This window comes from Williamsia muralis (assembly GCF_002735905.1).
Taxonomy (GTDB): Bacteria; Actinomycetota; Actinomycetes; order Mycobacteriales; family Mycobacteriaceae; genus Williamsia; species Williamsia muralis_A.
In genome coordinates, this window is sequence record NZ_PEBD01000010.1 from 556,750 (window position 1) to 577,736 (window position 20,987).

A 20,987-nucleotide genomic window follows, 5' to 3' on the forward strand; every position below is an offset into this window, starting at 1 on the left:
TCGGGTGACAAAGAACACGAATCGTGATGTGTTCGGAAAACGCCGCCAGTTGGTCCGTTTTGACGTGTCGCGGGCTGCCGAGCCACCGCTGAGTTACTCGCCGAGCCCGCGCAGTTTTCTCCGAAGTGCCGCACGATCCACCTTGCCTGGACCCCGTCTGGGCAGGTCATCGACAAAGAACACCCGCCGGGGGACAGCGGTCTTGTCCAGCTGATTCGCGACGACGTCCTGCAGATCTTCGGTGGTGGCAAATGCGCCGGGCGAAAGAACAATCGCTGCGACGACCTGCTCCCCGAGCCTCTCGTCGGGTAAACCGAGAACCGCGCATTCGCTGACCGCAGGATCGGTGAGCAGGGCGGCCTCGACCACCTGCGGAACGATGGTGAGGCCCCCGGAGCTGATCGCTTCGTCGGCGCGGCCCAGTATCGTCAGCGACCCGTCGACGTTCAGGGTGCCGAGATCGTCGGTGCGGAACCAACCGGGTTCGGCGAATGCCGGATGACGTGGACGGCCCCGATAGCCGGACGCGACCATCGGTCCGCCCAGCTGCACCCGGCCCGACGGTGAACCGTCGATACGAATCCGCACCCCGGCCAGAGGCCGGCCGTCGTAGACGCAACCGCCGCAGGTCTCGCTCATGCCATAGGTGCGCACGATCGGGATGCCGGCGTCGATCGCCCGTTCGCGTAGTGGCGCCGGAGTGGCGGCCCCGCCCACCAGGACGGCATCGACGCCGCGCAGCGCGGCCACAGCCGACGGGTCGGCGAGCACCTTGATGAGCTGGGTGGGTACCAGTGAGGTGTATCGGCGTGGGCCTGGCATCTTGTCCACGCCCGCGACGAGGTTGGCTGGGTCGAATCCGCCGGCGACGTCGAGGGTCACCGGATCAAATCCGGCCCGCACGCTTCGCAACAGCACCTGCAGCCCCGCGATGTGATGAGGAGGCAAGGCCAGCAGCCACGCCCCCGGCCCGCCGAGGTATTCGTGAGTGGCATCGATCGAGGCCTTCACCGATGCAGCGGAATGCATGGCGCCTTTCGGGGTACCCGTGGTGCCCGACGTCGCGACCACCAGCGCCACTTCATCGTCGATCGGTTCGCCCGCGCCGAGAGCCGCAGTGAGCCGCCGAGTTTCGGCCTCGTCGTGGGTGGGCACCGGAAGGTAGGAGCCCGCACCGTCCAGAAGTCGCTGCAGCGCATCGATATTCGTCGATCCGGCCGACAGCGGCAGTGGTTCGAGCGGACGCTGGTCAGCCACGGGGTCGATCATCACCCGGCTGCTCGGGGGTCGGGGCGGGGTCGAATGGCCACCCCTGCTCTTCCAGATGCGCGCGGATCCGGGCGACGTCGGCTTCGAAGGGCAGTTCGTCGGTGATCTTGGTGATGAGCACCCCGGCGTCTACTGCCTTGATGGGTTCAGGACCCTCGTTGGTCACCTGACCCTGGTGGATCAGCTCTCGTGAGACTGCCTTCACCTCGTCCTCGGACAACTGGCGGCGCAACAACGCCACCAGCGGGACGTAGTCGCCGGACGGCACACCGTTCGGGTACCCGGCGCGTAGCCAGTTGACGACTCTCATCAAGAACTGCGGGCGGTCCACTACGCCTCCTTCCGGGCATCAAAACCATCGACGAACAGCGATGAACCAGCCGACCAGATTTTACTGCGACCACCTGCAGGTCGCGCCCGGGTCGATCGGTCCGAAATGGTCAGGGGTTGGCCAATGGCCATCCGGCAGCGGCGAGGCGGGCCGAAACACGTTGCACCTCTTCGCTGTCGGGTTCGACACGGGTCACCTCGGCCACGGCGGCACGGATCTCCGCTGTCGTGGGCGCCGGACCCGAGATCTGGTCGTGCAGGTTGTCGACCACTTTGTCGAGCTGCTCATCGGTGAGTGATCGACGCAGCAGAGCCAGCACGGGGTGGTAGTCGCGGGGCGGGATCCCATCGGGGTATCCACTGCGCAGCCAGTGCAAGACCGCCTCGAAAGGGTTCTCCTGCTGTGTGCTCGTTGTCATCGGGACGCGACTCTCACTCGGCGAACGGGAAGAGTGTGATACCGAAGTAGTAGTCGATCGTTTCGCGGGTGATCCACAGGATTCCGGTGACGATGACCGCCGCGATGAAGGCGAACAACAGGTACGCAACGTATTTCAGGACCGGATTGCCCGAGGACGCCGTGCCGTCGGCGTGGCTGTCGCCCGCACCCGCAGAGTGCAGACGCAGGCCCACGGCGAAGATCGCAGGAAGTCCGGCACCGAGGATGAGCCCGACCACCAGGACCTTGAAGATTGCCTCAACGGTTTCCATCGATCACACCTTTTCGGTCTCAGCGCGGGCGGCGGCAGTCTCGGGCGGGATGATGCTGCCGGTCTTCTCGTCCCACTCGTCGTTGACGTTGTTCGCATCCACCTTTTGCTGCTGTGCACGCCAGTACATGTAGCCGGCGAGTGCGACGAGGATGAGGAAGATGGCCACTGCGCCGGCAGCGCCACCGATGATGTCGGCGACGTAGTAGCTCAGGGCACCGACGAGGCCCGCCGACGGCAGGGTGACGATCCAGGCCACGGCCATCCGGCCGGCCACCGACCAACGGACTGTCGCGCCCTTCTTGCCGACGCCCGAACCGAGGATCGATCCGGTGGCGACCTGAGTGGTCGACAGCGCCATACCGGCGGCACTCGACGTGAGAATGATTGCTGCCGAAGACGCTTCAGCGGCCATTCCCTGGGGGGACTCGATCTCGACCAGGCCCTTACCCAGGGTGCGGATGATGCGCCAGCCACCCAGGTAGGTGCCGATGGCGATGGCGGCGGCACAGCTGAAGACGATCCAGAACGGCAGGCCGTGCTCCACGCTCGATGCGTCGAGGTGGCCGCTGGCGATCAACGCCATGGCGATCACGCCCATCGTCTTCTGGGCATCTCCGGTGCCGTGGGCGAGGGAGACCAACGAGGCCGAAGCGATCTGGCCGGCCCGAAAGCCTTGTGCCTTCTTGTTTTCCGCCACCTTCTTGGTGAGTGCGTAAATCATCCAGGTACCCGCGGCGGCCACCACGCAGGCGATGATCGGGGCCATCAGGGCGGGGACCAGGATCTTCGACGTGATGCCGTCCCAGTTGACGCCGGAGGTGCCGATCGCGGCCATGCCCGAGCCGATCAGTCCGCCGAATAGGGCGTGCGATGAGCTGGAGGGCAGACCGAACAGCCATGTGAAGAGATTCCAGAGGATGCCGCCGATGAGACCGGCGAAGATGATGATCATCGCAGTCTCGGCGTTCAGACCGGCGATGAGATCGCCTTTGTCCTCACCGCTCGTCTGCTGGATCTCGAGCACGTCCTTGGTGATGGTCGCGGCGACCTCCACCGAGAGGAACGCGCCTACCAAGTTCAGTATCGCGGCGATGCTCACCGCGGTTTTGGGCTTCAGAGCGCCGGTGGCGATCGACGTCGCCATTGCATTTCCGGTGTCGTGGAAGCCATTTGTGAAGTCGAATCCCAGTGCTGTGATGACCAGCAGCACGAGAATCAACATTTCTGCGCTCATGAGTACTGATTCTGAGGCTGAGCTGAGGATTCTGTCGAAACGGACATGTCTTGAAGAACACCACTGAACTGGGGTTTCATCCAGCAAACCGGGCGAGTTCACCCAATGTTCATGTGGCGTACGCCGCGTCGCCACACCCATGGATCGCCCGCGGGAGCATATGGAACACTTCTGAGGAATGTCTCGCAACGTCGCGGTCCGTGGGAGGACACATGAAGATCGGCATGGCCATCAACTACTCGGGAGATTTTGCCGAGACCATCGATAACCTGATCGATTTCGAGAAGGTCGGCCTCGACCGGATCACGGTGCCAGAAGCCTACAGTTTCGATGCTGTCAGCCAGCTCGGCTACATCGCCGCCCGGACCTCGACGATCGAACTGGCTACCGGCATCTTGCCGATGTACTCGCGGACTCCCACCAACCTGGCGATGACCGCGGCCGGTCTGGATTACATCTCCGGTGGACGCTTCGTACTCGGTATCGGCGCGTCCGGTCCGCAGGTGATCGAGGGCTTCCACGGCGTCAAGTACGACGCCCCGGTGGGCCGCGCCCGCGAGAACGCGGAGATCTGCCGCATGGTCTGGCGGCGTGAGCGCACCGAGTACAACGGCAAGTACTACAAGCTGCCGTTCTCGAAGGAAGACGGCGGCACCGGGCTGGGCAAGCCACTCAAGATCATCAACCACCCTGTGCGCGAGCGTATCCCGATGTTGTTGGCGGCCATCGGCCCCAAGAACGTGGAGTTGGCCGCCGAACTCTTCGAGGAGTGGCAGCCGATTCTCTTCCATCCCGAGCACCTGTCGGTGGCGTTCGGCGACGCCCTGGACAAGGGCAACGCCAAGCGCGCGCCCGAACTCGGCAAGCTGGGCATCTCGGTACACACCACCGCCTTGATCACCGACGACGAAGAGCAGCGCCAGAACGCGCTCGCCTTGGTCAAGCACCACGCCGCGCTGTACATCGGCGGCATGGGTGCCCGTGGCAAGAACTTCTACAACGACCTCGCCGTCCGCTACGGATACGCCGACGCCGCCAAAGAGATCCAAGACCTCTACCTCGACGGCAAGAAGCAGGAAGCCGCGGCAGCCGTCCCCGACGACCTCGCCTCCGGGATGTCCCTCATCGGCCCCGAGAGCTTCGTCAAAGAACGCCTCGCCGCCTTCGAAAGCGCTGGGATCACCACCCTTCTCGTCGCTCCCGCAACACCGGGCCATGCCGATCAGGTGGAGCAGATTCGTTTGCTGAAAGAGTTCGTCAGCTGATCTGAGGGTTCTCGCCTTTGCTCCGTCTGCTGCGCGAGCTTGCGCGGGTTTGGTGCCCGAGTTGGCTGGCCCGCTTGGGGTTCTCGTGGTTGCTCGGTCTGTGGGACGAGCTTCCGCGGGTTTGGTGCGGGCGTCCGCCGGTGCGCTTCGAGTTCTCGTCGTTGCGCGGTCTGTGGGGCGAGCTTGCGCGGGTTTGGTGCGGGCGTCCGCCGGTCCGCGGGGGTTCTCGTGGTTGCTCGGTCTGCGGAGCGCGTTTCCGCGGGTTTGGTGCCCGAGTTGGCTGGCTTGCTCGGGGTTCTCGCCTTTGCGCGGGTGTCCAGTCCCGCCGGCGACATCAGCGAAGTCCTGCTCGAACCATGGCCTGGCGGAGGATCTCTGGCAGACGGCCGGCTTCGAGGTCGGCCCACGTCCACCGGACAACTTCGAGGCCGAGTTGTCTCAGTCGGTCTTCGCGGATCTTTTCGGCGACGACAACGTCGTTCGGCGTCTGCCCCGGCGCCATCAACCCCTGGCCGTATTTCACCAAACCGTCGAACTCGCCGACCAGTCGACCTTCCCACTCGAAATCCACTCTGGCCACGAAAACCCCTGTTGGGGTGTAAAATTCGCGTTGCAGCCGCGGTCGCGGGATGTCGCGGCTCGCCAGCATCTGCGCTCGGCTCCATGACTCTCCGACGGTTTCCGCCAGTTGGTCGGCGGCCGCCAACGCTGTCCGAACCGGTCCGACGCCTCGCTTGGGCCCGCACGATTCCACCATCGCCGACATCACGTCGCGGTCAGCACCCGCTCTCAGTGCGCTGTCGAAAATCACCAGCGCCTGATCGAATGAGCCCGCGAGTGCGGTGTCGACCGCCGTCCGCTCGAGGCTGGTCAACGCAATTCCACCGACCTCGATGACCTCGCTGGGCGCAGCCTTCCCGGCGTGCAGGTGCCGCCGACTCTCGACGCGTCCGCCGCCGATGCGCCCGTTCAACAGATGCACCCGTGCGTGGGAGGGCTTGAGCAGCGGGAGCTCATGTAACAGAGCGGCCGAGGTGTGACTGACCACCAGTGGGTGGTTGCAACTTCGCGCGGCCGCGATCACACGCAATCGGGCCGCCGCGTCGTCCGACAGATCTCGTGATGTCCTCACATACGCCCCGTGCCAGATTCGACTGAGCATCCCGCCTCGAACGGCGCGCTTGATGTCGTCGTCGGAATACCCCAGCGCGATGACGTCGCGGCGCCAGATCAACCCATCGCCGTCTTCCATGAATTCCCCCATGAAGCGATTGTCAGTGCCCCGAAGGACCCGCCACCCGCGATACGCGGTGCAAATGGGGATAACCCCGGAGCTGTGGATAGTTCGCCGTGTATCGATGAGCTACCGGCGGGTTGGCGGCGCCGGTGCGCTCGGGGTTCTGGGGTTTGCTCGGTCTGCAGGGCGAGCGTTGGCGAGTTTGGTGGGATGGGGGTGAGGCTCGCTCGGGGTGCTGGGGCTTGCTCGGTCTGTAGTCCGAGCGTTGGCGAGTTTGGTGGGATGGGGGTGAGGCTCGCTCGGGGTGCTGGGGCTTGCTCGGTCTGTAGTCCGAGCGTTTGCGGGATTGGTGGGCTGGGGGTGAGCCCCGCTCGGAAGTCCTGGATCAGCGCGGTCTGCGGGGCGAGCGTTTGCGAGTTTGGTGCCCTGGGGCTCAGGCTCGTTCGGGATGCTGGTGTTTGCTCGGTCTGCAGACCGCGCCTTTGCCAGTTGGGTGCGCTGGGGGTGAGGCTCGCTCGCGCTGCCGGGATTCGCTCGGTCTGCAGACCGAGCCAACCCCCCCGGCCCCCACACGCGACCGAAGATCAACGCCACCCCCACCACCCGCTAATCTGGAAACACCTGTTATCAGATGGAAGGGTGGATGGATGAGCCAGAACAGTCAAAGGATGTCCCGGGAGGAGATGGACAGCCTCGACAGCAGTGTGTTCGCCAGGTCGTTGTTGTCGATGGGGCGCACGATGAGCACGTCGAACGTCATCATGCAGCTGGCCAATCCGGCGGTGGGTTATGGCGTGGCCAGGAGCAAGGTGGAGAACGGGCGTCTTGATCTGCACCCGATCAAGCGGGCGCGCACTACGGGGTCGTATCTGGCGGTGGCGGTGTTCGGCAACGCCGACGACCGCAGCCGGTTTCGCCAGGCCGTCAATCGGCAGCATGTGCAGGTCAGGTCGGACGACGACAGTCCGGTGCCGTACAACGCCATGAACATCGACCTGCAATTGTGGGTCGCCGCGTGTCTGTACTTCGGCTGGGAAGACATCTATGAGCGGGTGCACGGTCCACTGACCGGTGAGCTGCGTGAGGTGTTCTATCAGCAGGGCAAAGTGTGCGGAACCACCCTGCAGATGCCGGCCGAGGCCTGGCCCGCCAACCGTGACGCGTTCACGGAGTACTGGGACGAGCAGACTGCGACGATCTCGATCAGCGATGAGGTGCGTGAGTTCCTCCTCGGGATCGCCAATTTCGACTACGCGCACCCCGCCATCAAGAAGCGGTACGGGCCGGTGAAGTATCGCCGCACCATCGGGTATTTGCCGCAACCCTTTCGGGAGGCGCTGCGCGTTCCGTGGACGCAGGCAGACCAGGAATGGTTCGACGACTACGTCGAGAAGCTCGTCAAGAAAGAACGCCGGACACCACTATGGCTCTCGCAGTTGGGTTTTCGCCTACTGCTGTGGGATGCGCGGATGCGTAGCCGGCTGGGCCGACCGCTGGTCTGACCCGATCACTCGAACTGGGATTTGTACATCACCGAGTAACGTCCCTGGCGGGCCAAGAGCTCGTCGTGGGTTCCTTGCTCTGCCACCACGCCGTCTTCGATGACTGCGATGCTGTCGGCCTCGCGGATTGTGGAAAGTCGATGTGCCACAACGATGGTGGTGGTACGGGTGGTGAGTGCCTCGAGCGCTCGGGCGATGAGCAGCTCGGTGCGTGAGTCAACGGCACTGGTTGCCTCGTCGAGCACAAGTATGCGGGGGCGGGCGATCATGGCCCGGGCGATGGTGAGGAGTTGCACCTGCCCCTCGCTCAGGGTGGTTCCGCCGTCGCCGATGATGGTGTCGAAGCCCTCGGGCAGGGCCTCGACGATCTGCAGCGCATGACTCTCGCGAGCTGCTTCCTCGATGTCGGCGCGGGTGGCAGATGGATTGCCGAACGCGATGTTCTCGGCGATCGTGCCGGTGAACAACCAGCGATCCTGGGTGACCATGGCTGCCTGGCCACGTACGTACGACCGGGGTGCGGTGTTGATCGGCTCGCCGTCCACGAGGATCGATCCGGAGGACGGATCGTAGAGCCGCAGAAGCAGATTGGTGAGGGTCGTCTTGCCGGCGCCCGTGGGCCCGACCACCGCTACCGTTGATCCCGCCTCGACCTCCAACGAGAGGTCGTTGATGACGTCGATGGTCTTGGTGTCGTCCTCGGTGGACCGGCGATATCCGAATCGCACCTTGTCGAATGCGATGGCCGGCGGTGCACTGTGACGTCCGATGGTCTGCTTTGCCGAGTCCTCCATCGCCGGTGCATCTTCGATGGGCTCGGCCAGCAAAGACTTGATGCGGCCGAGTGATACGAGCCCGGCCTGGAGTTGGGCCATCATGGAGGTGAGTTCGTTGACGGGCTGACTGAACATCCTCGAGAACGACACAAAGGCCTGGACCTGCCCGACGGTCAGCGATCCACCGACCACCTGGATTGCGCCGACGATGGCGACTGTCAGATATCCGAATGCGGTGATCGCCTGCAGGACGGGCGAAATCGAACCCGCGTACGACTGCGCGGTGCGTGATGACCGTGCGAGCCGTTCAGTGGTGGCCTCGAACTCGTCACGGGCCCGGTTCTGCGCCCCGTACACCCGCAGGGTGTGCAGTTGGGCGTAGCCCTCGTCGATCTGTGAGGTGAGTTTGGCGGTTGCCTCCATCTGATCTTGGAAGTGGGGTCGTGACCGCTTGGCGATCAACACTCCCGCGACGACGATCAGCGGAATGGAAGCGAGCACAACAAGAGTCAGCTTCCAGGAGATGATCGGCATCACGACGAGAAGCGCGACAACGGTCAGTACTGCGCCGGGAAGTTTGACGAAGAGCGGTGAGAACACCGATGACACGTTGTCGATGTCGGCGGTCACCTTGGTCAGCATCTGGCCCCGCGCCGCGGTGTCGAAGTAGGCGACAGGAAGACGGTGAATGTGCGACTCGATATCGGCCCGCAGACGGTTCATCGCACGTTGGGTGAGGTTGTTGACCGCCGCGGCTTGCGTCCACGTACCCAGCGCTCCAATGGCATACACGACGACCAGCACGGCGAGAAGCGTGCCGACCGTGCTGAAGTCGATCCCGACTCCGGGCACCGCATCGGCGCCGGCCACCACGTCTGCGTAACTGCCGCGGCCCTCGGCGCGTAGCTGGGCCTCCGCCTCGGCAGCTGACAACCCCTGGGGGAGTGTCATGCCGATGGCACCGGTGAACAGAGCGTTGATGATGCCGGCCAAGATCAGCGGCCCGGCGATCAGTGCCGCGACGTTGGTCGATGCCAGCAATCCGACGGTGAAGAGTTTCCGGCGTTCATGAGTCAGCCTGGCCAGCAGCCATTTCAGGTTCATGCGAGGGCAGCCTGGGAATCGAGGATCTCGCGGTACGTGGCACTGGAGGCCAACAATTCGTCGTGCGAGCCTTGGGCATCGATGCGGCCGTCGGTCAGGATCACTATGGTGTCTGCTCCGCGAGCCGACGACACCCGCTGGGCAGTCAGGAGGATGACGGCCTCCGGAAGAGACTGCCGCAGTCGGTGTTTGATGACACTCTCGATCTCGGCATCGAGCGCTGAGAACGGGTCGTCGAGCAGCAACAGACGTGGTTTGGCGGCGATGGCCTGGGCAAGGGCGAGGCGCTGCCTTTGACCGCCGGAGAAGTTTCTGCCGCCGTGTCGCACCGGCTGTGCAAGACCCATCTCGTGGGAGAAGACGAAGTCGGCCGCGCACGCCGTGGTGAGGACGGCGCGGAGGTCGTCGTCGGTGGCTTCGGGGCATCCGAGCCGCAGGTTGGCTTCGAGCGTCCCCGACATCAACGACGGTGCCTGCGAGACGTAGGAGATGTCTTCGTGCAACACCTCTCGTCGCCGCTCCCGCACGTCCACTCCGTCGATCAGCACCCGCCCGGATGTGACGTCGCTGAATCGGGGGATCAGTTTGAGCAGCGTGCTCTTGCCATCGCCGGTTCCGCCCAGCACGGCGGTGACTGTTCCGGGGCGGCACACCAGGTCTATGTCGATGAGCACCGCATGCTGCGCGCCGGGATAGCGGAAGCCGACGCCTTCGAGCTGCAGCGAACCTGTCCGCGACGACGGCGTCCGGTCGGTCGGGGGATCCTGCACCGACGGTTCCGTGTCGAGCACTTCCTTGATGCGACGGGCGCTCACCTGCGCGCGGGGGATGAGTGCGATCATCGCGGCGCCGATGGACAGACCGATCAAGATCTGGGTCAGGTATCCGACAAACGCGATGATGCCGCCGACCTCCATCGTCTGATTGTCGACGAGAATGGCCCCGACGCCTATCACCGCGGCGGCCCCGAGATTCGCGATGAAGATGATGCTCGGCAGCAACACAGCCTGCAGGGCTCCGATCCGTCGCGCCGTTGCGGTGAGGTCTGTATTCGCCGCATCGAAGCGCGACATCTCGAGTTCCTCGCGGCCGAACGACCGGATGACGCGAATGCCGGTGAGTTGTTCGCGGAGAACCCGTCCGACGCGATCGACGCGCGCCTGGAGCTTCTCGTACGAGGGAATGAGTTTGCGGACGATGACAATGACGACCGCGGTGAGCGCGGCGGCCACCAGAACCACCAGGGGAGCCAGTTTGTAGTTCTCGCTCAAGGCCATCACCGTTCCGCCGATGACAAGCACCGGCGCGGACGCGAGCACGGTCATCACGACAAACACGGCAAGCTGAAGTTGGTTGATGTCGCTGGCGCTGCGGGTGATCAGAGTGGGGATACCGAACCTCTGAAGATCGGTGTCGGAGAACGACTGCACTCGGGAGTACGTGGCGTTTCGGATGGACCGGCCGGCGCTGGTCGAAATATGGGATCCGATCACGGTGGCCAACACCGAGGCGCACAGGTTGGTGAGCGCGAGCGCGAGCATGATCGCGCCGATGGTGACGATCGCGTCCATGTCGGCGCGGGCAATTCCGTCGTCGACAAGGCGGCCGTTCAGGTTCGGCAGCAGCAGGGTGGTGGCCGCCGCCGTGAGTTGTAGAACAAAGAGCAGGACGAGGGTCCAGCGGAATGGCCGCAAGTGCGGCAGCAAGACAGCTCGGAGTGGTCGCTTGATATCGGTGGCCATATGCATCACACGTCCCCGAAGCGCAGTAGCGCGCCGCGGGGACGTGTAATCAATAGAGAACTAGGACCCAGGGCTACTAGTTTGCGCTTCCCGAGGCGAGGCCGGCGAGGAGTCCGCCGAGCAGCTGGATGAAAGCGAGCAAGCCTGTTTCTGATGAGGTCATTTTTGAATCCTTTCGACGTGCTTCCCAAGTGCGGCTCAGGTCGTCGACGCTGAGCTGTCCGCCGGTGTTCGCGGCGAACCGGTCTCACAATGTCATCTTCACGGCCACTTGTCAGCATCTTCGACGTGAATAGTTCGCGAAGGAAGCGATCCTGCAGGTCAGCGAAAACTACTGCGGCACAAGCGGGTCGCTGTAGTGTCAAAGCGACAAGTTGTCTATTCCCGGCTCGGAACGAGAAAACGCCCCAGGATGACGGGTCATCCCGGGGCGTTCGGCGATCTAGCCGGCAGTGCCGCCGCCTTCTTCTCCGCCACCGGCGATGAGGCCGAGCAGGAGTTGCAGCAAAGCACCGAAATCAATATCTTCCAGCGAACCCATTGTAATCTCCTTCTGTTGAATATATGAACAGGCCGGAGTTTGCCGAGGCGCATGCTCGTGTTTTGAATCCCCCGACTAACCGAGCCGATATCCACCATGGCATCTTCGATTCTCTTTGTCACCCCATTCGAAGAAAAAGAAGGGGAAATGGCGCCGAAGTCATGCGCGAAAGTGCGTTTGACCAGCGAACATTAAGTCTTTCAACTCGCGAATTATTTTAATGAATGGGTGTCTAGGGTGCACATTCCTGAAACGTCCGGTGAACGTCCGTTGGATCGAAATCGGCCGGGCGCGAATGGCAATTCGATCTGCCGACGAGGCGGTTGGCCACCCAGGGCTGCCTGTGCTCGAGCCTCTGACCTGGTGTTTTGGACAGGTGGATATCGAATCGGCTACTGGGGTCACACGGGACGGGAGAACCAGGATATTGTTCCCCCGTGACGCGAACTGTGCGACGACTGAACTTTCCTGCCCGATCCTGGCGTGCCCTGCTGTCTGCAGCCGTGGTCACTGCGGCATGCGCATCGATGCTGACGGCGGCCCCCGCCTCCGCCGAGACGATTCCGACCCCGGGAATCTCCTCCCCGGGCGGCTCGACCCTCAAAGCGGTGAACAAGGTCGGACCGAAGCGGCTCGATCTGGTGGTGTACTCCGCTTCCATGAACCGGGACATCCCGTTGTCAGTGATCCTGCCGAAGGACCAATCGGCGCCGCGGCCCACGTTGTACCTGCTCAACGGTGCCGGTGGCGGCGAGGACGCGGCCACGTGGCTCGCCAGGACCGACGTCGTGGACTTCTTCGCCAACAAGAACGCGAACGTGGTCATCCCCAACGCCGGCGCGTTCAGCTACTACACCGACTGGCAGCAAGATGATCCGGAGCTCGGCCGCAACAAGTGGTCGACGTTCCTCGGCAAGGAATTGCCGCCCATCATCGACACGGCGCTGAACACTTCGGGTCGTAACGCGATCGCGGGCATTTCGTCGTCCGGCACCTCTGTGCTGAACCTCGCCATCGAACATCCGGAGCTGTATCAGGCCGTGGGTTCTTACAGTGGCTGCGCCACCACGGCGAGCCGACTGGGCCAGCTGTACATCCGCATCACTGTGGAGGCCCGCGGCGGCGGTGACCCGGTAAACATGTGGGGCCCCTACGACGGCCCAGGGTGGCGCGCCAATGACCCGATCCTCAACGCTGAGGGTCTGCGGGGCCATTCGCTCTACATCTCGAATGCGACGGGTATTCCGGGGCCGTACGAAAGCCTGGCATATGTGAACGACCCGACAAAGCTCGCCGATCAGGTGGTCATCGGTGGCGGAATCGAAGCCGCAACCGGGATCTGCACGGCGTTGCTTGCCGACCGCCTCAATACGCTCCGGATTCCCGCGACATTTGATGTTCCGCCGGTGGGTACCCATTCATGGGGCTACTGGCAGGATCAGCTGCATCGTTCGTGGCCGCAGCTCGGCGGAGCGATCGGCGCCTGAACGGGCCTTGTAACCACAAAAAACGCGCCCCCAGCGATGCTGGGGGCGCGTTTTCTATGACGTGTGGGTCTAGACCATCAAGCCGATGAAGAAGGCGATGATTTCCAAGAAGTCGATGTCCATTGTGGAGGTCATGTAGGTCCCTTTCGTTGATGTGGCAGGGTTGACCGATGCCCTGAGGCCACTTCGTTACTCGAAGCTTTATTCTCGTCAACCTGATTTGAACTCTTGCATTGTCAAGTCAGCTTCGCGTATCGAATTGTCGAATCGATACAAAAGTCATCTGTTTGAAGGTCACCAAACTGGGGGCTCGATCGGCGCAATTGCCGGGGATTAAAAGGACTGATTTGTCACCAACGTCGTCGTATCCATAGCGCTCTGAGCGCGATGATGACGCCTGCCAGAGACAACAGATCAGACTCGGTCAGCCCATTTTGGTAAGTGTACGAGAGCAGCACATGACCTTCGATCGGCCCGTTGAACAACACCCATAAGACCGCGACGAATATCAGGACCACTGCGGCCGCACGGCTGGGGCGAGCCAAGCACCACGCGCCGGTGACGAAAAGCAGGTTCAGCAGCACCAGGCCGTAGAACAGAGCTGGTGGAATCATCAGACCAGTATGTGGCGGTCACCGCGCTCGGGTTCGCCCCAGAGTGGGTGACAATCGCCACGCCCGCTTCAGTAGTAGAACGGGAACTCTTCCCACTCCGGTGAACGTTTCTCCAAGAACGCATCCCGGCCCTCGACGGCTTCGTCGGTCATGTAGGCCAGCCGGGTTGCTTCGCCGGCGAACACCTGCTGGCCCATCAGGCCATCGTCGGTCAGATTGAACGCAAACTTGAGCATCCGTTGAGCCGTAGGCGATTTCCCGTTGATGGTCTTGGCCCATTCGATCGCGGTGGTTTCCAACTCGGCGTGATCGGCGACTTCGTTGACCGCCCCCATACGCTGCATGGCGTCTGCGTCGTAGGCGCGGCCCAGGAAGAAGATCTCTCGAGCGTTCTTCTGCCCGACCTGTTTCGCGAGGTATGCGCTGCCGTACCCGGCGTCGAATGAACCCACATCGGCATCGGTCTGTTTGAAGCGGGCGTGTTCGCGCGACGCCAGGGTGAGGTCGCACACCACGTGCAGCGAGTGACCACCGCCGGCTGCCCAACCGTTGACAACGGCGATCACCACCTTCGGCATGGTGCGGATCAGTCGCTGCACTTCCAGGATGTGCAGACGACCGCCCTCAGCCTTCACCCGGGCGGAATCTACAGTGTCTGCGGTGTCCCCACCGGCGTACTGGTAGCCGGACCGCCCGCGGATTCGCTGATCGCCGCCGCTGCAGAAGGCCCAGCCGCCGTCCTTTTCGCTGGGGCCGTTGCCTGTCAGCAGGATGACGCCCACATCTGGGCTGCGACGGGCGTGATCAAGGGCCCGGTAGAGCTCGTCCACCGTGTGTGGACGAAAAGCGTTGCGCACCTCGGGACGATCAAACGCGATCCGGACAATGCCGTGGACCCGGCCTTCACCGGCATGCCGGTGATAGGTGATGTCGCTCAGATCGTCGAAACCGTCGACTACGCGCCACTGCGTGGGATCGAAAGGCTGATCAGATGGTGTGCTCATGGTGATCGAGCCTACGTCGTGGTGATGTGCGCGATCGAGGGCCGGGAGGGCCCGACGCTTGACGCACTCTCGTCGCCGCCTACCCAGGCTGATACATATTCGCGATGAGAAGAACGGCAAGGATGAGTATGACCAGAACGATTCCGACAGCTAGTTGAATCCGCTGTCGGCGTTTATAGATTCCCCGAGATCCCATTCGCGATATCGTAGACGGTCGCGAAAAAGACGGTGCGTTCCTGGTAGAGAATTTGTTCACCTAATTACCAATTACCTGTTCGCTATTATCTGCACCTGGAAATAATGTTAAAGCTTCGCTAATAGGAGACATCCTGGCCGGCAGTTGTCAGCCGGTAGCTGGCACGGGCTTCGGTACTTTCCGGCCGACCGCCCGTAGCCTGCACGTGCGGTCCATCCTTGTGACGGCTCCGTCAATGTGGCGAGCGTCGCGTCGCTACAGAGTGGAGCTTGGTTGCCGGTAAAGCGGCGGACGATGTCATCTGTCCGCTACGCAAGGCGGCGGAAACAGGTTCTACCCGTGTCTATAGTGTCGAGGTCATGACTCAGGACAGCCCGCTCGAACAATCTGCCGCAAAGTTCGAAAGCGCCCAGGCGGACGAAGTGCACCACGAGGGTGGGTTCCGGCCGACGTTCGACATCGACCTGACGCGCGGAGGTCCGCGGTACGGCGAGTTCATCGAAGAGGTCCGCACCTTCATGGACCGGGTGAAGGCGGCCTGCCCCAGCGAAGAGCTCACCACCGAGGTGATCGACGCGCTGCAGGTTTTGAACAAGAAGCTCGATGAGGTCGCGATCGATGAGTGGCGTGCACCGTCCGGTGGGCGGATCGATCTGCCGGCGCGCGGCAACATCACGCTGCCTCCGTATGAACTGGACGAGGCGAGTGCCGAAAACGTCAGCGCACGTATGACATTCCGCCGCTACCATCTGGGCGGCAACAACGCTGCCCACGGTGGTCAGGTGGCCGTTGCATTCGATGACTTGATGGGCATGGCCGGTGCGCTCGGTTCGGGTGGTGTCACCAGGACGGCATACCTGACCGTCAACTACCGCGCGATCACCCCGCTCAACACCGAGCTGGCGATCCGGTCGTGGGTGGATCGGATCGAAGGACGCAAGGTGTTCATCAAGGCCACACTGCACAACGGCGACGTGCTGTGTGCGGAAGCCGATGGGCTGTTCATCAAGCTCAAACCGGGCCAACCCTGATCGCTCGTCGCGCCTGTCGAGTGCGCGGCGGCCGGCAACGTGATGTGTGCGGCTTCGCAGGTGCCCTGGACCGCCAATACTAGGATATGCAACTATGTGAGGCGCCCGGCAGTCGATCAACGGAGAGTCATGTCAGACGAGAGCAGCGTCCTTGTTCGTACCGAGGGTCGTATCGGCCGCATCACCCTGAATCGGCCGAAGGCGATCAATGCGCTGACGCACGAGATGGTGACCGCCATCCACGCGGCGCTGCGCGAATGGGCCGATGACGACGCGGTCGAGGCCGTGTTGCTCGATGGCGCCGGCGAGCGTGGACTATGTGCCGGCGGAGATATCGTAGCCATCCACCGAGACGCCTCGGCTGCAACCACTTTGGACGATGCAGTCAACACCCCCTCGGGGCACTTTTGGCGAGACGAGTACATCCTCAACGCGTACATCTCCCACTATCCGAAGCCGTACGTAGCCCTGATGGACGGGATCGTGATGGGCGGGGGAGTGGGAGTGTCCGCTCACGCCAACAGACGTATCGTCACCGACCGGACGAGGATGGCGATGCCCGAGGTGGGGATCGGATTCTCCCCGGACGTCGGCGGCACCTACCTGCTTGCGCGCGCGCCGGGCGAGTTGGGCACCTACTTGGCCCTCACCGCCGCACAGATCGGTGGCGCCGATGCCATCGCCATCGGATTCGCAGACCATTTCCTGCCGTCGGAAAACATCGAGAATTTCGTCTCGGCTCTCACGACGAAGCCCGTTGATGACGCGATCGCCGAGTTCTGTGTTGCTCCTCCTGAATCCGATCTACTCATCAAGCGTCACTGGATCGACGATGCCTTTGCCGCCGACACCGGCGTCGGCATCGTCGAACGCCTGCGCGGACACGACGAAACCGACGCCCATGACACTGCGAACGTGGTGGGAGCCAAATCGCCGACGTCGGTGGAGGTGACAATCCGGTCGTTGCGGCAGATATTGGCCGATACAACCCTCGAGGAAGCTCTGGAGAGTGAGTTCCGGGTGTCGATCCACTTCCTGACCCATCCCGACCTCGCGGAGGGCATTCGGGCCCAGGTGATCGACAAGGACCGCTCGCCGAAGTGGTCGCCGCGGGGACTGACCGAGGTGGATCCCGCCGTGGTTGCCGACTTCTTCGTCCCCGTGCCCGACGATCTTGTACTGACGAATGGAGCGTTCTGATGAGCAGCTTTGAGACCATCACCACCGAGCAGCGGGGCCGAGTCGGCATCATCACGCTGAACAGGCCAAAAGCGCTCAACGCGTTGAACTCTCAGCTGATGACCGAGGTGGTTGGAGCCGCGCAGGCGTATGACGCCGACGCGTCTGTGGGTGCCATCGTTATCGCAGGCTCCGAACGTGCCTTTGCTGCGGGCGCTGACATCAAAGAGATGGCCGACAAGTCGTACGTCGACATGCTTTCTGAAGACTTCTTCAGCGCTTGGGGACACCTGACCGAGGTCCGCACCCCGGTGGTTGCGGCGGTGGCCGGATTCGCCCTCGGTGGTGGATGTGAACTGGCCATGATGTGCGACATCATCATCGCCGCAGAGAACGCCGTATTCGGTCAGCCCGAGATCAACTTGGGCGTTGTCCCGGGAATCGGTGGCTCACAACGACTTACGCGTGCGATCGGCAAGGCGAAGGCCATGGACATGGTGCTGACCGGCCGGCGCATGAAGGTCGACGAGGCCGAGCGTGCCGGCCTCGTTTCGAGGGTGGTACCCACCGAGTCGTACCTGGAGGATGCGATCGAGGTGGCGAACACGATCGCAGAGCTGTCGCTGCCGATCACCATGTTGGCCAAGCAGGCAGTGAACCGCTCACAGGAAGTGGGACTGACCGAGGGCGTCCTGTTCGAGCGGCGGGTCTTCCACTCCACGTTCGCGACCGAAGACCAATCAGAAGGTATGGGTGCGTTCGTGGAGAAGCGCGCGGCGAAGTTCAACCACCGGTAACCGACCAGAGCGAAGTCCGGGACGTCGCAAGACGACGTGTGCCGACGCAACCGGCCGAGTGGTCGTCTGTGAATCGTGCGTCACGATCGGTGGCCTGTGCTGCACCGCGGTTTGCAGCGATGCTCCGAACGGCACTGACGGGCCGCGCTGACAGATTGACGTGTATCCGAGGGGCTGATCCAACGCCAAGACACCGATTCTGTCGGCGGCCTTCCACCTCTGCGGCCAGATCGGGCATGCCCCGGCCGCAGATGCTTTCGTATCGCTCTGAGGGCTACGCGGCCTGTCATCGACGTTTCGGGCTGAACCGGCGCTGACTTTGAGACCGGGCGTTGCCAGTCGTACCCCACAGCCGCTGGGACGCCGCGAGGCTGAAGTTTGAGCAATAACTCAGGTCAAGGTACAGAAACCTAATGTTACGCACATGTTAAATCTTGACCTTAACGATCACTGCCTATTTGCGTGAGACGACTGTCACAAACGTGTATCGGCCGTGTCCGCCCTCGCGCTGCGGTCAGCTCATCGGACGACACCAGCGGGAAGTTTTTTTAAGGGCCGACTGGGCTCCGGTCGGGCCTGTTGTGCTGCCCGGCAGCGTGTTTCGCGCGATGGGGGAAATTGCAGAGTTGGGCGGAAGGTCTTCGAAGGAATCTAATAGACGCAAGGTCTCTTAGTCGAATGTTCGAACGATCGATCATTCTCCGAGTTTGTATCGAATTTATAGAGGCCACATCACGCCTCCAGGCGGCGACCATCGACGCGCGGTCCCCGGAATAGTGCAGTAACGTCCGTACTACGCGATGAACGCGCGGGCGGGCTCGAATAGTGCAGACATCGCATTGTAGGCCGCAATTAAGAAGCCGTTAACAAACTCACTGCTGAGATCAGCGGTGTCTTTGTCGACGCACAGGGAGGGATAGATGTCCAGACGCCAGGGGTCCGTTTCGGCCGTCGTCTGGCCAGGCGACGCGCGGGATTTGCCCCGGTCGGTGCAGGTCAAGCCGCGTGCCGAGAGTTGGGCCAGTCGTTACGTCACGCGCGTCAGATGGACCGACGCGTTGATTGTTGCGGTCGCAGTCCTGCTTGCGCAGCACATCCGATTCGGGGTCCCCGAGGATATATCCCGAGCGGCCTCGATGACCTCTTTTATCGTGACACCCTGTCTAATTGTTGCCTGGATATTGACCCTTCGAGCGACCCAAAGCAGCGATCGTCGGATCGTCGGTGACGGACCGAACGAATACAGTCGGGTCCTTAATGCGTGCTTCATAGTTTTCGGACTACTGGCGATCGTGGACCTTGCGTTTCGCTTGAATCTTGCCCGCGGCTTCATTGCGATCGCTTTGCCCCTGGGTACCGTGAGCCTTCTCTTCTCTCGTTGGGCGTGGCGCAAGGCGTTGCACCGCAGCCGTCTGCGGCGCAGGAACTTGAGTCAAGTTCTGGTTGTCGGTGGCCCGAGCTCAGCTGTTCCACTGATCGAGCACCTGGACAAGAACCCCGGCCTCGGGTTCGAGGTCGTCGGTCTCTGTGTTCCACCAGGTAGTGAGCACCGGCCGGTCACAGTCAACGGCCATGACGTACAGATTTACGGTTCTTTCAGCGAAGCGCGTGACGCGGTCGCACTGTGCGGGGCAACCACCGTGGCAGTGACGTCTGCGGAAGCTCTCGGACATTCTGCGATGCGCGAACTGTCGTGGGAGCTCGAGGGCATGAATGTCGACATGTTGGTGTCTCCGGGGGTGACCGACGTAGCTGGGCCCCGCATGATGGTGCGGCCGGTGGCCGGCTTGCCGCTTCTACACATCGACAAACCGCGGTATGACGGCGCCAACCGGTTCCTCAAAGCAGCGTTCGACCGCCTCGGTGCCGCAGTCCTGTTGTTGCTTGTCGCGCCAGTGCTGGTCGCTTGCGCCATAGCAGTGAAGATCAACTCCAGTGGGCCAATCTTCTACCGCGCTGAACGCATCGGCGTGGGCAACGTGCCCTTCGACATGTGGAAGTTCCGCACCATGGTCGATGGGGCAGACAAGCAGAAGGCGGCGCTGGCCCAGAAGAACGAGGGCGCCGGCGTCCTGTTCAAACTGCGCGATGACCCGCGGGTGACGACGGTGGGGAAGAAGCTGCGGCGATACAGCCTCGATGAGCTTCCCCAGCTCTTCAATGTGGTGGGTGGTTCGATGAGCCTCGTAGGACCGCGGCCGCCGTTGCGGGATGAGGTTGAGCAATACAGCGGTCTTGTCACGCGACGAATGCTGGTTCGACCGGGAATCACAGGGTTGTGGCAAGTCTCAGGCCGATCTGATCTGTCCTGGGAAGAGTCTGTGCGCCTTGACCTCTCATACGTCGAGAACTGGTCGATCATGCAGGACGCGATGATCTTGTGGCGGACGGTGCGTGCAGTGGTACGAAGCGACGGCGCGTATTGAGGATGAAAGTTCTCTTTGTTTGCACCGGAAACATCTGCCGGTCACCTGTGGCCGAGCGGATGCTTCAAAACCTGGGAGATGCGAGAGGTTTGCAACTCCAAGTGTCAAGTGCGGGAACAAGGGCTCTCAACGGGATGGAAATGCACCCGGAAAGTGCGCGAGTTCTCAGGGCCAGAGGAATCGACCCTGCGAACTTTCGTTCGAGCATGCTGACGGCGGACGCAGCTGAGCAGGCAGATCTCATCCTAGGCATGACTCGTGAACACCGCGCTTTCGCGAGACAACTAGCACCGGCGAGATGGAAACGAATGTATGCGTTACGCGAGATTGCAAGTGTTGCAAACCCGGCGATGGGCGACGCCACCAACCACCGGAACGATGCTCGAATTGGTCCGACCGATGCTCGGTTAGATATCGAGGACCCGATCGGAAAACCCAGTGAGACGTTCGACAAAGTCGGGGATGCAATCGCGCAGTCAATGGAAGGCGTACTCGCATGGTTGGCTAACGGCAAAATATCTACATCGAAGACGTAGGAGT

At 62.5% G+C, this 20,987-nt stretch carries 18 protein-coding genes; 8 read left to right on the forward strand and 10 right to left on the reverse strand.

The features are described 5' to 3' along the window. Positions 1-93: 93 nt before the first annotated feature. The 5 genes from menE to CSW57_RS16355 all read right to left on the reverse strand — a co-directional run bounded on the left by menE (position 94) and on the right by CSW57_RS16355 (position 3,546). On the reverse strand, positions 94-1,257 hold the full coding sequence (menE, locus tag CSW57_RS16335; RefSeq protein WP_370623971.1) for an o-succinylbenzoate--CoA ligase: 1,164 nt from the start codon (positions 1,255-1,257) through the stop codon (positions 94-96). After that, complete coding sequence (locus tag CSW57_RS16340; protein WP_099383746.1) at positions 1,250-1,600, reverse strand: DUF3349 domain-containing protein; 351 nt, start codon at positions 1,598-1,600, stop codon at positions 1,250-1,252. The genes menE and CSW57_RS16340 overlap by 8 nt, the downstream gene beginning before the upstream one ends. Before the next feature lie 109 nt (positions 1,601-1,709). Beyond that, a complete protein-coding gene (locus tag CSW57_RS16345; RefSeq protein ID WP_099383747.1) occupies positions 1,710-2,018 on the reverse strand; it encodes a DUF3349 domain-containing protein in 309 nt (102 codons plus the stop codon). 13 nt (positions 2,019-2,031) lie between these two features. Then, positions 2,032-2,310 (reverse strand): hypothetical protein, encoded by a 279-nt coding sequence (locus tag CSW57_RS16350; protein ID WP_099383748.1) that lies wholly within the window; start codon positions 2,308-2,310, stop codon positions 2,032-2,034. A gap of 3 nt (positions 2,311-2,313) precedes the next feature. Further along, positions 2,314-3,546, reverse strand: a complete 1,233-nt coding sequence (locus CSW57_RS16355) for an inorganic phosphate transporter (RefSeq protein WP_189339292.1) — start codon at positions 3,544-3,546, stop codon at positions 2,314-2,316. Positions 3,547-3,758: 212 nt separating this feature from the next. On the opposite strand from CSW57_RS16355, the gene CSW57_RS16360 reads away from it, so the two are divergent. Beyond that, on the forward strand, positions 3,759-4,811 hold the full coding sequence (locus CSW57_RS16360; RefSeq protein WP_099383749.1) for an LLM class F420-dependent oxidoreductase: 1,053 nt from the start codon (positions 3,759-3,761) through the stop codon (positions 4,809-4,811). 334 nt (positions 4,812-5,145) lie between these two features. Here the strand turns inward: CSW57_RS16360 and CSW57_RS16365 are convergent, their stop codons facing one another. Then, the gene (locus CSW57_RS16365; RefSeq protein ID WP_099383750.1) at positions 5,146-6,075 is read right to left on the reverse strand and encodes a type IV toxin-antitoxin system AbiEi family antitoxin domain-containing protein; all 930 of its coding nucleotides are present in this window, start codon (positions 6,073-6,075) and stop codon (positions 5,146-5,148) included. Positions 6,076-6,716: 641 nt separating this feature from the next. On the opposite strand from CSW57_RS16365, the gene CSW57_RS16370 reads away from it, so the two are divergent. After that, entirely contained in the window at positions 6,717-7,550 is an 834-nt protein-coding gene (locus tag CSW57_RS16370) for an oxygenase MpaB family protein (protein ID WP_370623972.1), read from the forward strand. A 5-nt stretch (positions 7,551-7,555) separates the two neighbouring features. Here CSW57_RS16370 and CSW57_RS16375 read toward each other — a convergent pair whose 3' ends face one another. Continuing rightward, the gene (locus CSW57_RS16375; RefSeq protein ID WP_099383752.1) at positions 7,556-9,430 is read right to left on the reverse strand and encodes an ABC transporter ATP-binding protein; all 1,875 of its coding nucleotides are present in this window, start codon (positions 9,428-9,430) and stop codon (positions 7,556-7,558) included. Then, the gene (locus CSW57_RS16380) at positions 9,427-11,172 is read right to left on the reverse strand and encodes an ABC transporter ATP-binding protein (protein ID WP_189339293.1); all 1,746 of its coding nucleotides are present in this window, start codon (positions 11,170-11,172) and stop codon (positions 9,427-9,429) included. The genes CSW57_RS16375 and CSW57_RS16380 overlap by 4 nt, the downstream gene beginning before the upstream one ends. A 1,068-nt stretch (positions 11,173-12,240) precedes the next feature. Here CSW57_RS16380 and CSW57_RS16385 point away from each other — a divergent pair. Next, positions 12,241-13,200 carry an alpha/beta hydrolase gene (locus CSW57_RS16385; protein WP_099384538.1) on the forward strand — a complete coding sequence of 320 codons (960 nt, stop codon included), beginning with the start codon at positions 12,241-12,243 and terminating at the stop codon, positions 13,198-13,200. 350 nt (positions 13,201-13,550) lie between these two features. Here the strand turns inward: CSW57_RS16385 and CSW57_RS16390 are convergent, their stop codons facing one another. Both CSW57_RS16390 and CSW57_RS16395 read right to left on the reverse strand, forming a co-directional pair. Continuing rightward, entirely contained in the window at positions 13,551-13,814 is a 264-nt protein-coding gene (locus CSW57_RS16390; protein WP_099383754.1) for a hypothetical protein, read from the reverse strand. A gap of 68 nt (positions 13,815-13,882) precedes the next feature. After that, the gene (locus CSW57_RS16395) at positions 13,883-14,818 is read right to left on the reverse strand and encodes a 1,4-dihydroxy-2-naphthoyl-CoA synthase (protein ID WP_099383755.1); all 936 of its coding nucleotides are present in this window, start codon (positions 14,816-14,818) and stop codon (positions 13,883-13,885) included. A gap of 555 nt (positions 14,819-15,373) precedes the next feature. Here CSW57_RS16395 and CSW57_RS16400 point away from each other — a divergent pair. From CSW57_RS16400 to CSW57_RS24860, 5 genes are all read left to right on the forward strand, one after another. Next, positions 15,374-16,045 (forward strand): PaaI family thioesterase, encoded by a 672-nt coding sequence (locus CSW57_RS16400; RefSeq protein ID WP_062799148.1) that lies wholly within the window; start codon positions 15,374-15,376, stop codon positions 16,043-16,045. 129 nt (positions 16,046-16,174) lie between these two features. Then, positions 16,175-17,245 (forward strand): enoyl-CoA hydratase/isomerase family protein, encoded by a 1,071-nt coding sequence (locus CSW57_RS16405; RefSeq protein ID WP_099383756.1) that lies wholly within the window; start codon positions 16,175-16,177, stop codon positions 17,243-17,245. Beyond that, positions 17,245-18,021: an enoyl-CoA hydratase gene (locus tag CSW57_RS16410; protein WP_099383757.1), complete on the forward strand. Its 777-nt coding sequence runs from the start codon at positions 17,245-17,247 to the stop codon at positions 18,019-18,021. Before CSW57_RS16405 ends, CSW57_RS16410 begins: the two co-directional genes overlap by 1 nt. Before the next feature lie 920 nt (positions 18,022-18,941). Further along, on the forward strand, positions 18,942-20,447 hold the full coding sequence (locus tag CSW57_RS16415; protein WP_099383758.1) for a sugar transferase: 1,506 nt from the start codon (positions 18,942-18,944) through the stop codon (positions 20,445-20,447). 2 nt (positions 20,448-20,449) lie between these two features. Next, entirely contained in the window at positions 20,450-20,983 is a 534-nt protein-coding gene (locus CSW57_RS24860) for an arsenate reductase/protein-tyrosine-phosphatase family protein (RefSeq protein ID WP_099383759.1), read from the forward strand. Positions 20,984-20,987 lie beyond the last annotated feature (4 nt).

Excerpts from the sequence above, each read along its gene's own strand:
- CSW57_RS16380 (WP_189339293.1), bottom strand. The coding sequence starts at position 11,172 with ATGGCCACCGATATCAAGCGACCACTCCGAGCTGTCTTGCTGCCGCAC.
- CSW57_RS16350 (WP_099383748.1), bottom strand. The coding sequence starts at position 2,310 with ATGGAAACCGTTGAGGCAATCTTCAAGGTCCTGGTGGTCGGGCTCATC.
- CSW57_RS16400 (WP_062799148.1), top strand. The coding sequence starts at position 15,374 with ATGACTCAGGACAGCCCGCTCGAACAATCTGCCGCAAAGTTCGAAAGC.
- CSW57_RS16360 (WP_099383749.1), top strand. The coding sequence starts at position 3,759 with ATGAAGATCGGCATGGCCATCAACTACTCGGGAGATTTTGCCGAGACC.
- CSW57_RS16385 (WP_099384538.1), top strand. The coding sequence starts at position 12,241 with ATGCTGACGGCGGCCCCCGCCTCCGCCGAGACGATTCCGACCCCGGGA.
- CSW57_RS16345 (WP_099383747.1), bottom strand. The coding sequence starts at position 2,018 with ATGACAACGAGCACACAGCAGGAGAACCCTTTCGAGGCGGTCTTGCAC.
- CSW57_RS16415 (WP_099383758.1), top strand. The coding sequence starts at position 18,942 with ATGTCCAGACGCCAGGGGTCCGTTTCGGCCGTCGTCTGGCCAGGCGAC.
- CSW57_RS16410 (WP_099383757.1), top strand. The coding sequence starts at position 17,245 with ATGAGCAGCTTTGAGACCATCACCACCGAGCAGCGGGGCCGAGTCGGC.
- CSW57_RS16395 (WP_099383755.1), bottom strand. The coding sequence starts at position 14,818 with ATGAGCACACCATCTGATCAGCCTTTCGATCCCACGCAGTGGCGCGTA.
- CSW57_RS16390 (WP_099383754.1), bottom strand. The coding sequence starts at position 13,814 with ATGATTCCACCAGCTCTGTTCTACGGCCTGGTGCTGCTGAACCTGCTT.
- CSW57_RS16355 (WP_189339292.1), bottom strand. The coding sequence starts at position 3,546 with ATGAGCGCAGAAATGTTGATTCTCGTGCTGCTGGTCATCACAGCACTG.
- CSW57_RS16375 (WP_099383752.1), bottom strand. The coding sequence starts at position 9,430 with ATGAACCTGAAATGGCTGCTGGCCAGGCTGACTCATGAACGCCGGAAA.
- CSW57_RS16365 (WP_099383750.1), bottom strand. The coding sequence starts at position 6,075 with ATGGGGGAATTCATGGAAGACGGCGATGGGTTGATCTGGCGCCGCGAC.
- CSW57_RS16370 (WP_370623972.1), top strand. The coding sequence starts at position 6,717 with ATGTCCCGGGAGGAGATGGACAGCCTCGACAGCAGTGTGTTCGCCAGG.
- CSW57_RS24860 (WP_099383759.1), top strand. The coding sequence starts at position 20,450 with ATGAAAGTTCTCTTTGTTTGCACCGGAAACATCTGCCGGTCACCTGTG.
- CSW57_RS16405 (WP_099383756.1), top strand. The coding sequence starts at position 16,175 with ATGTCAGACGAGAGCAGCGTCCTTGTTCGTACCGAGGGTCGTATCGGC.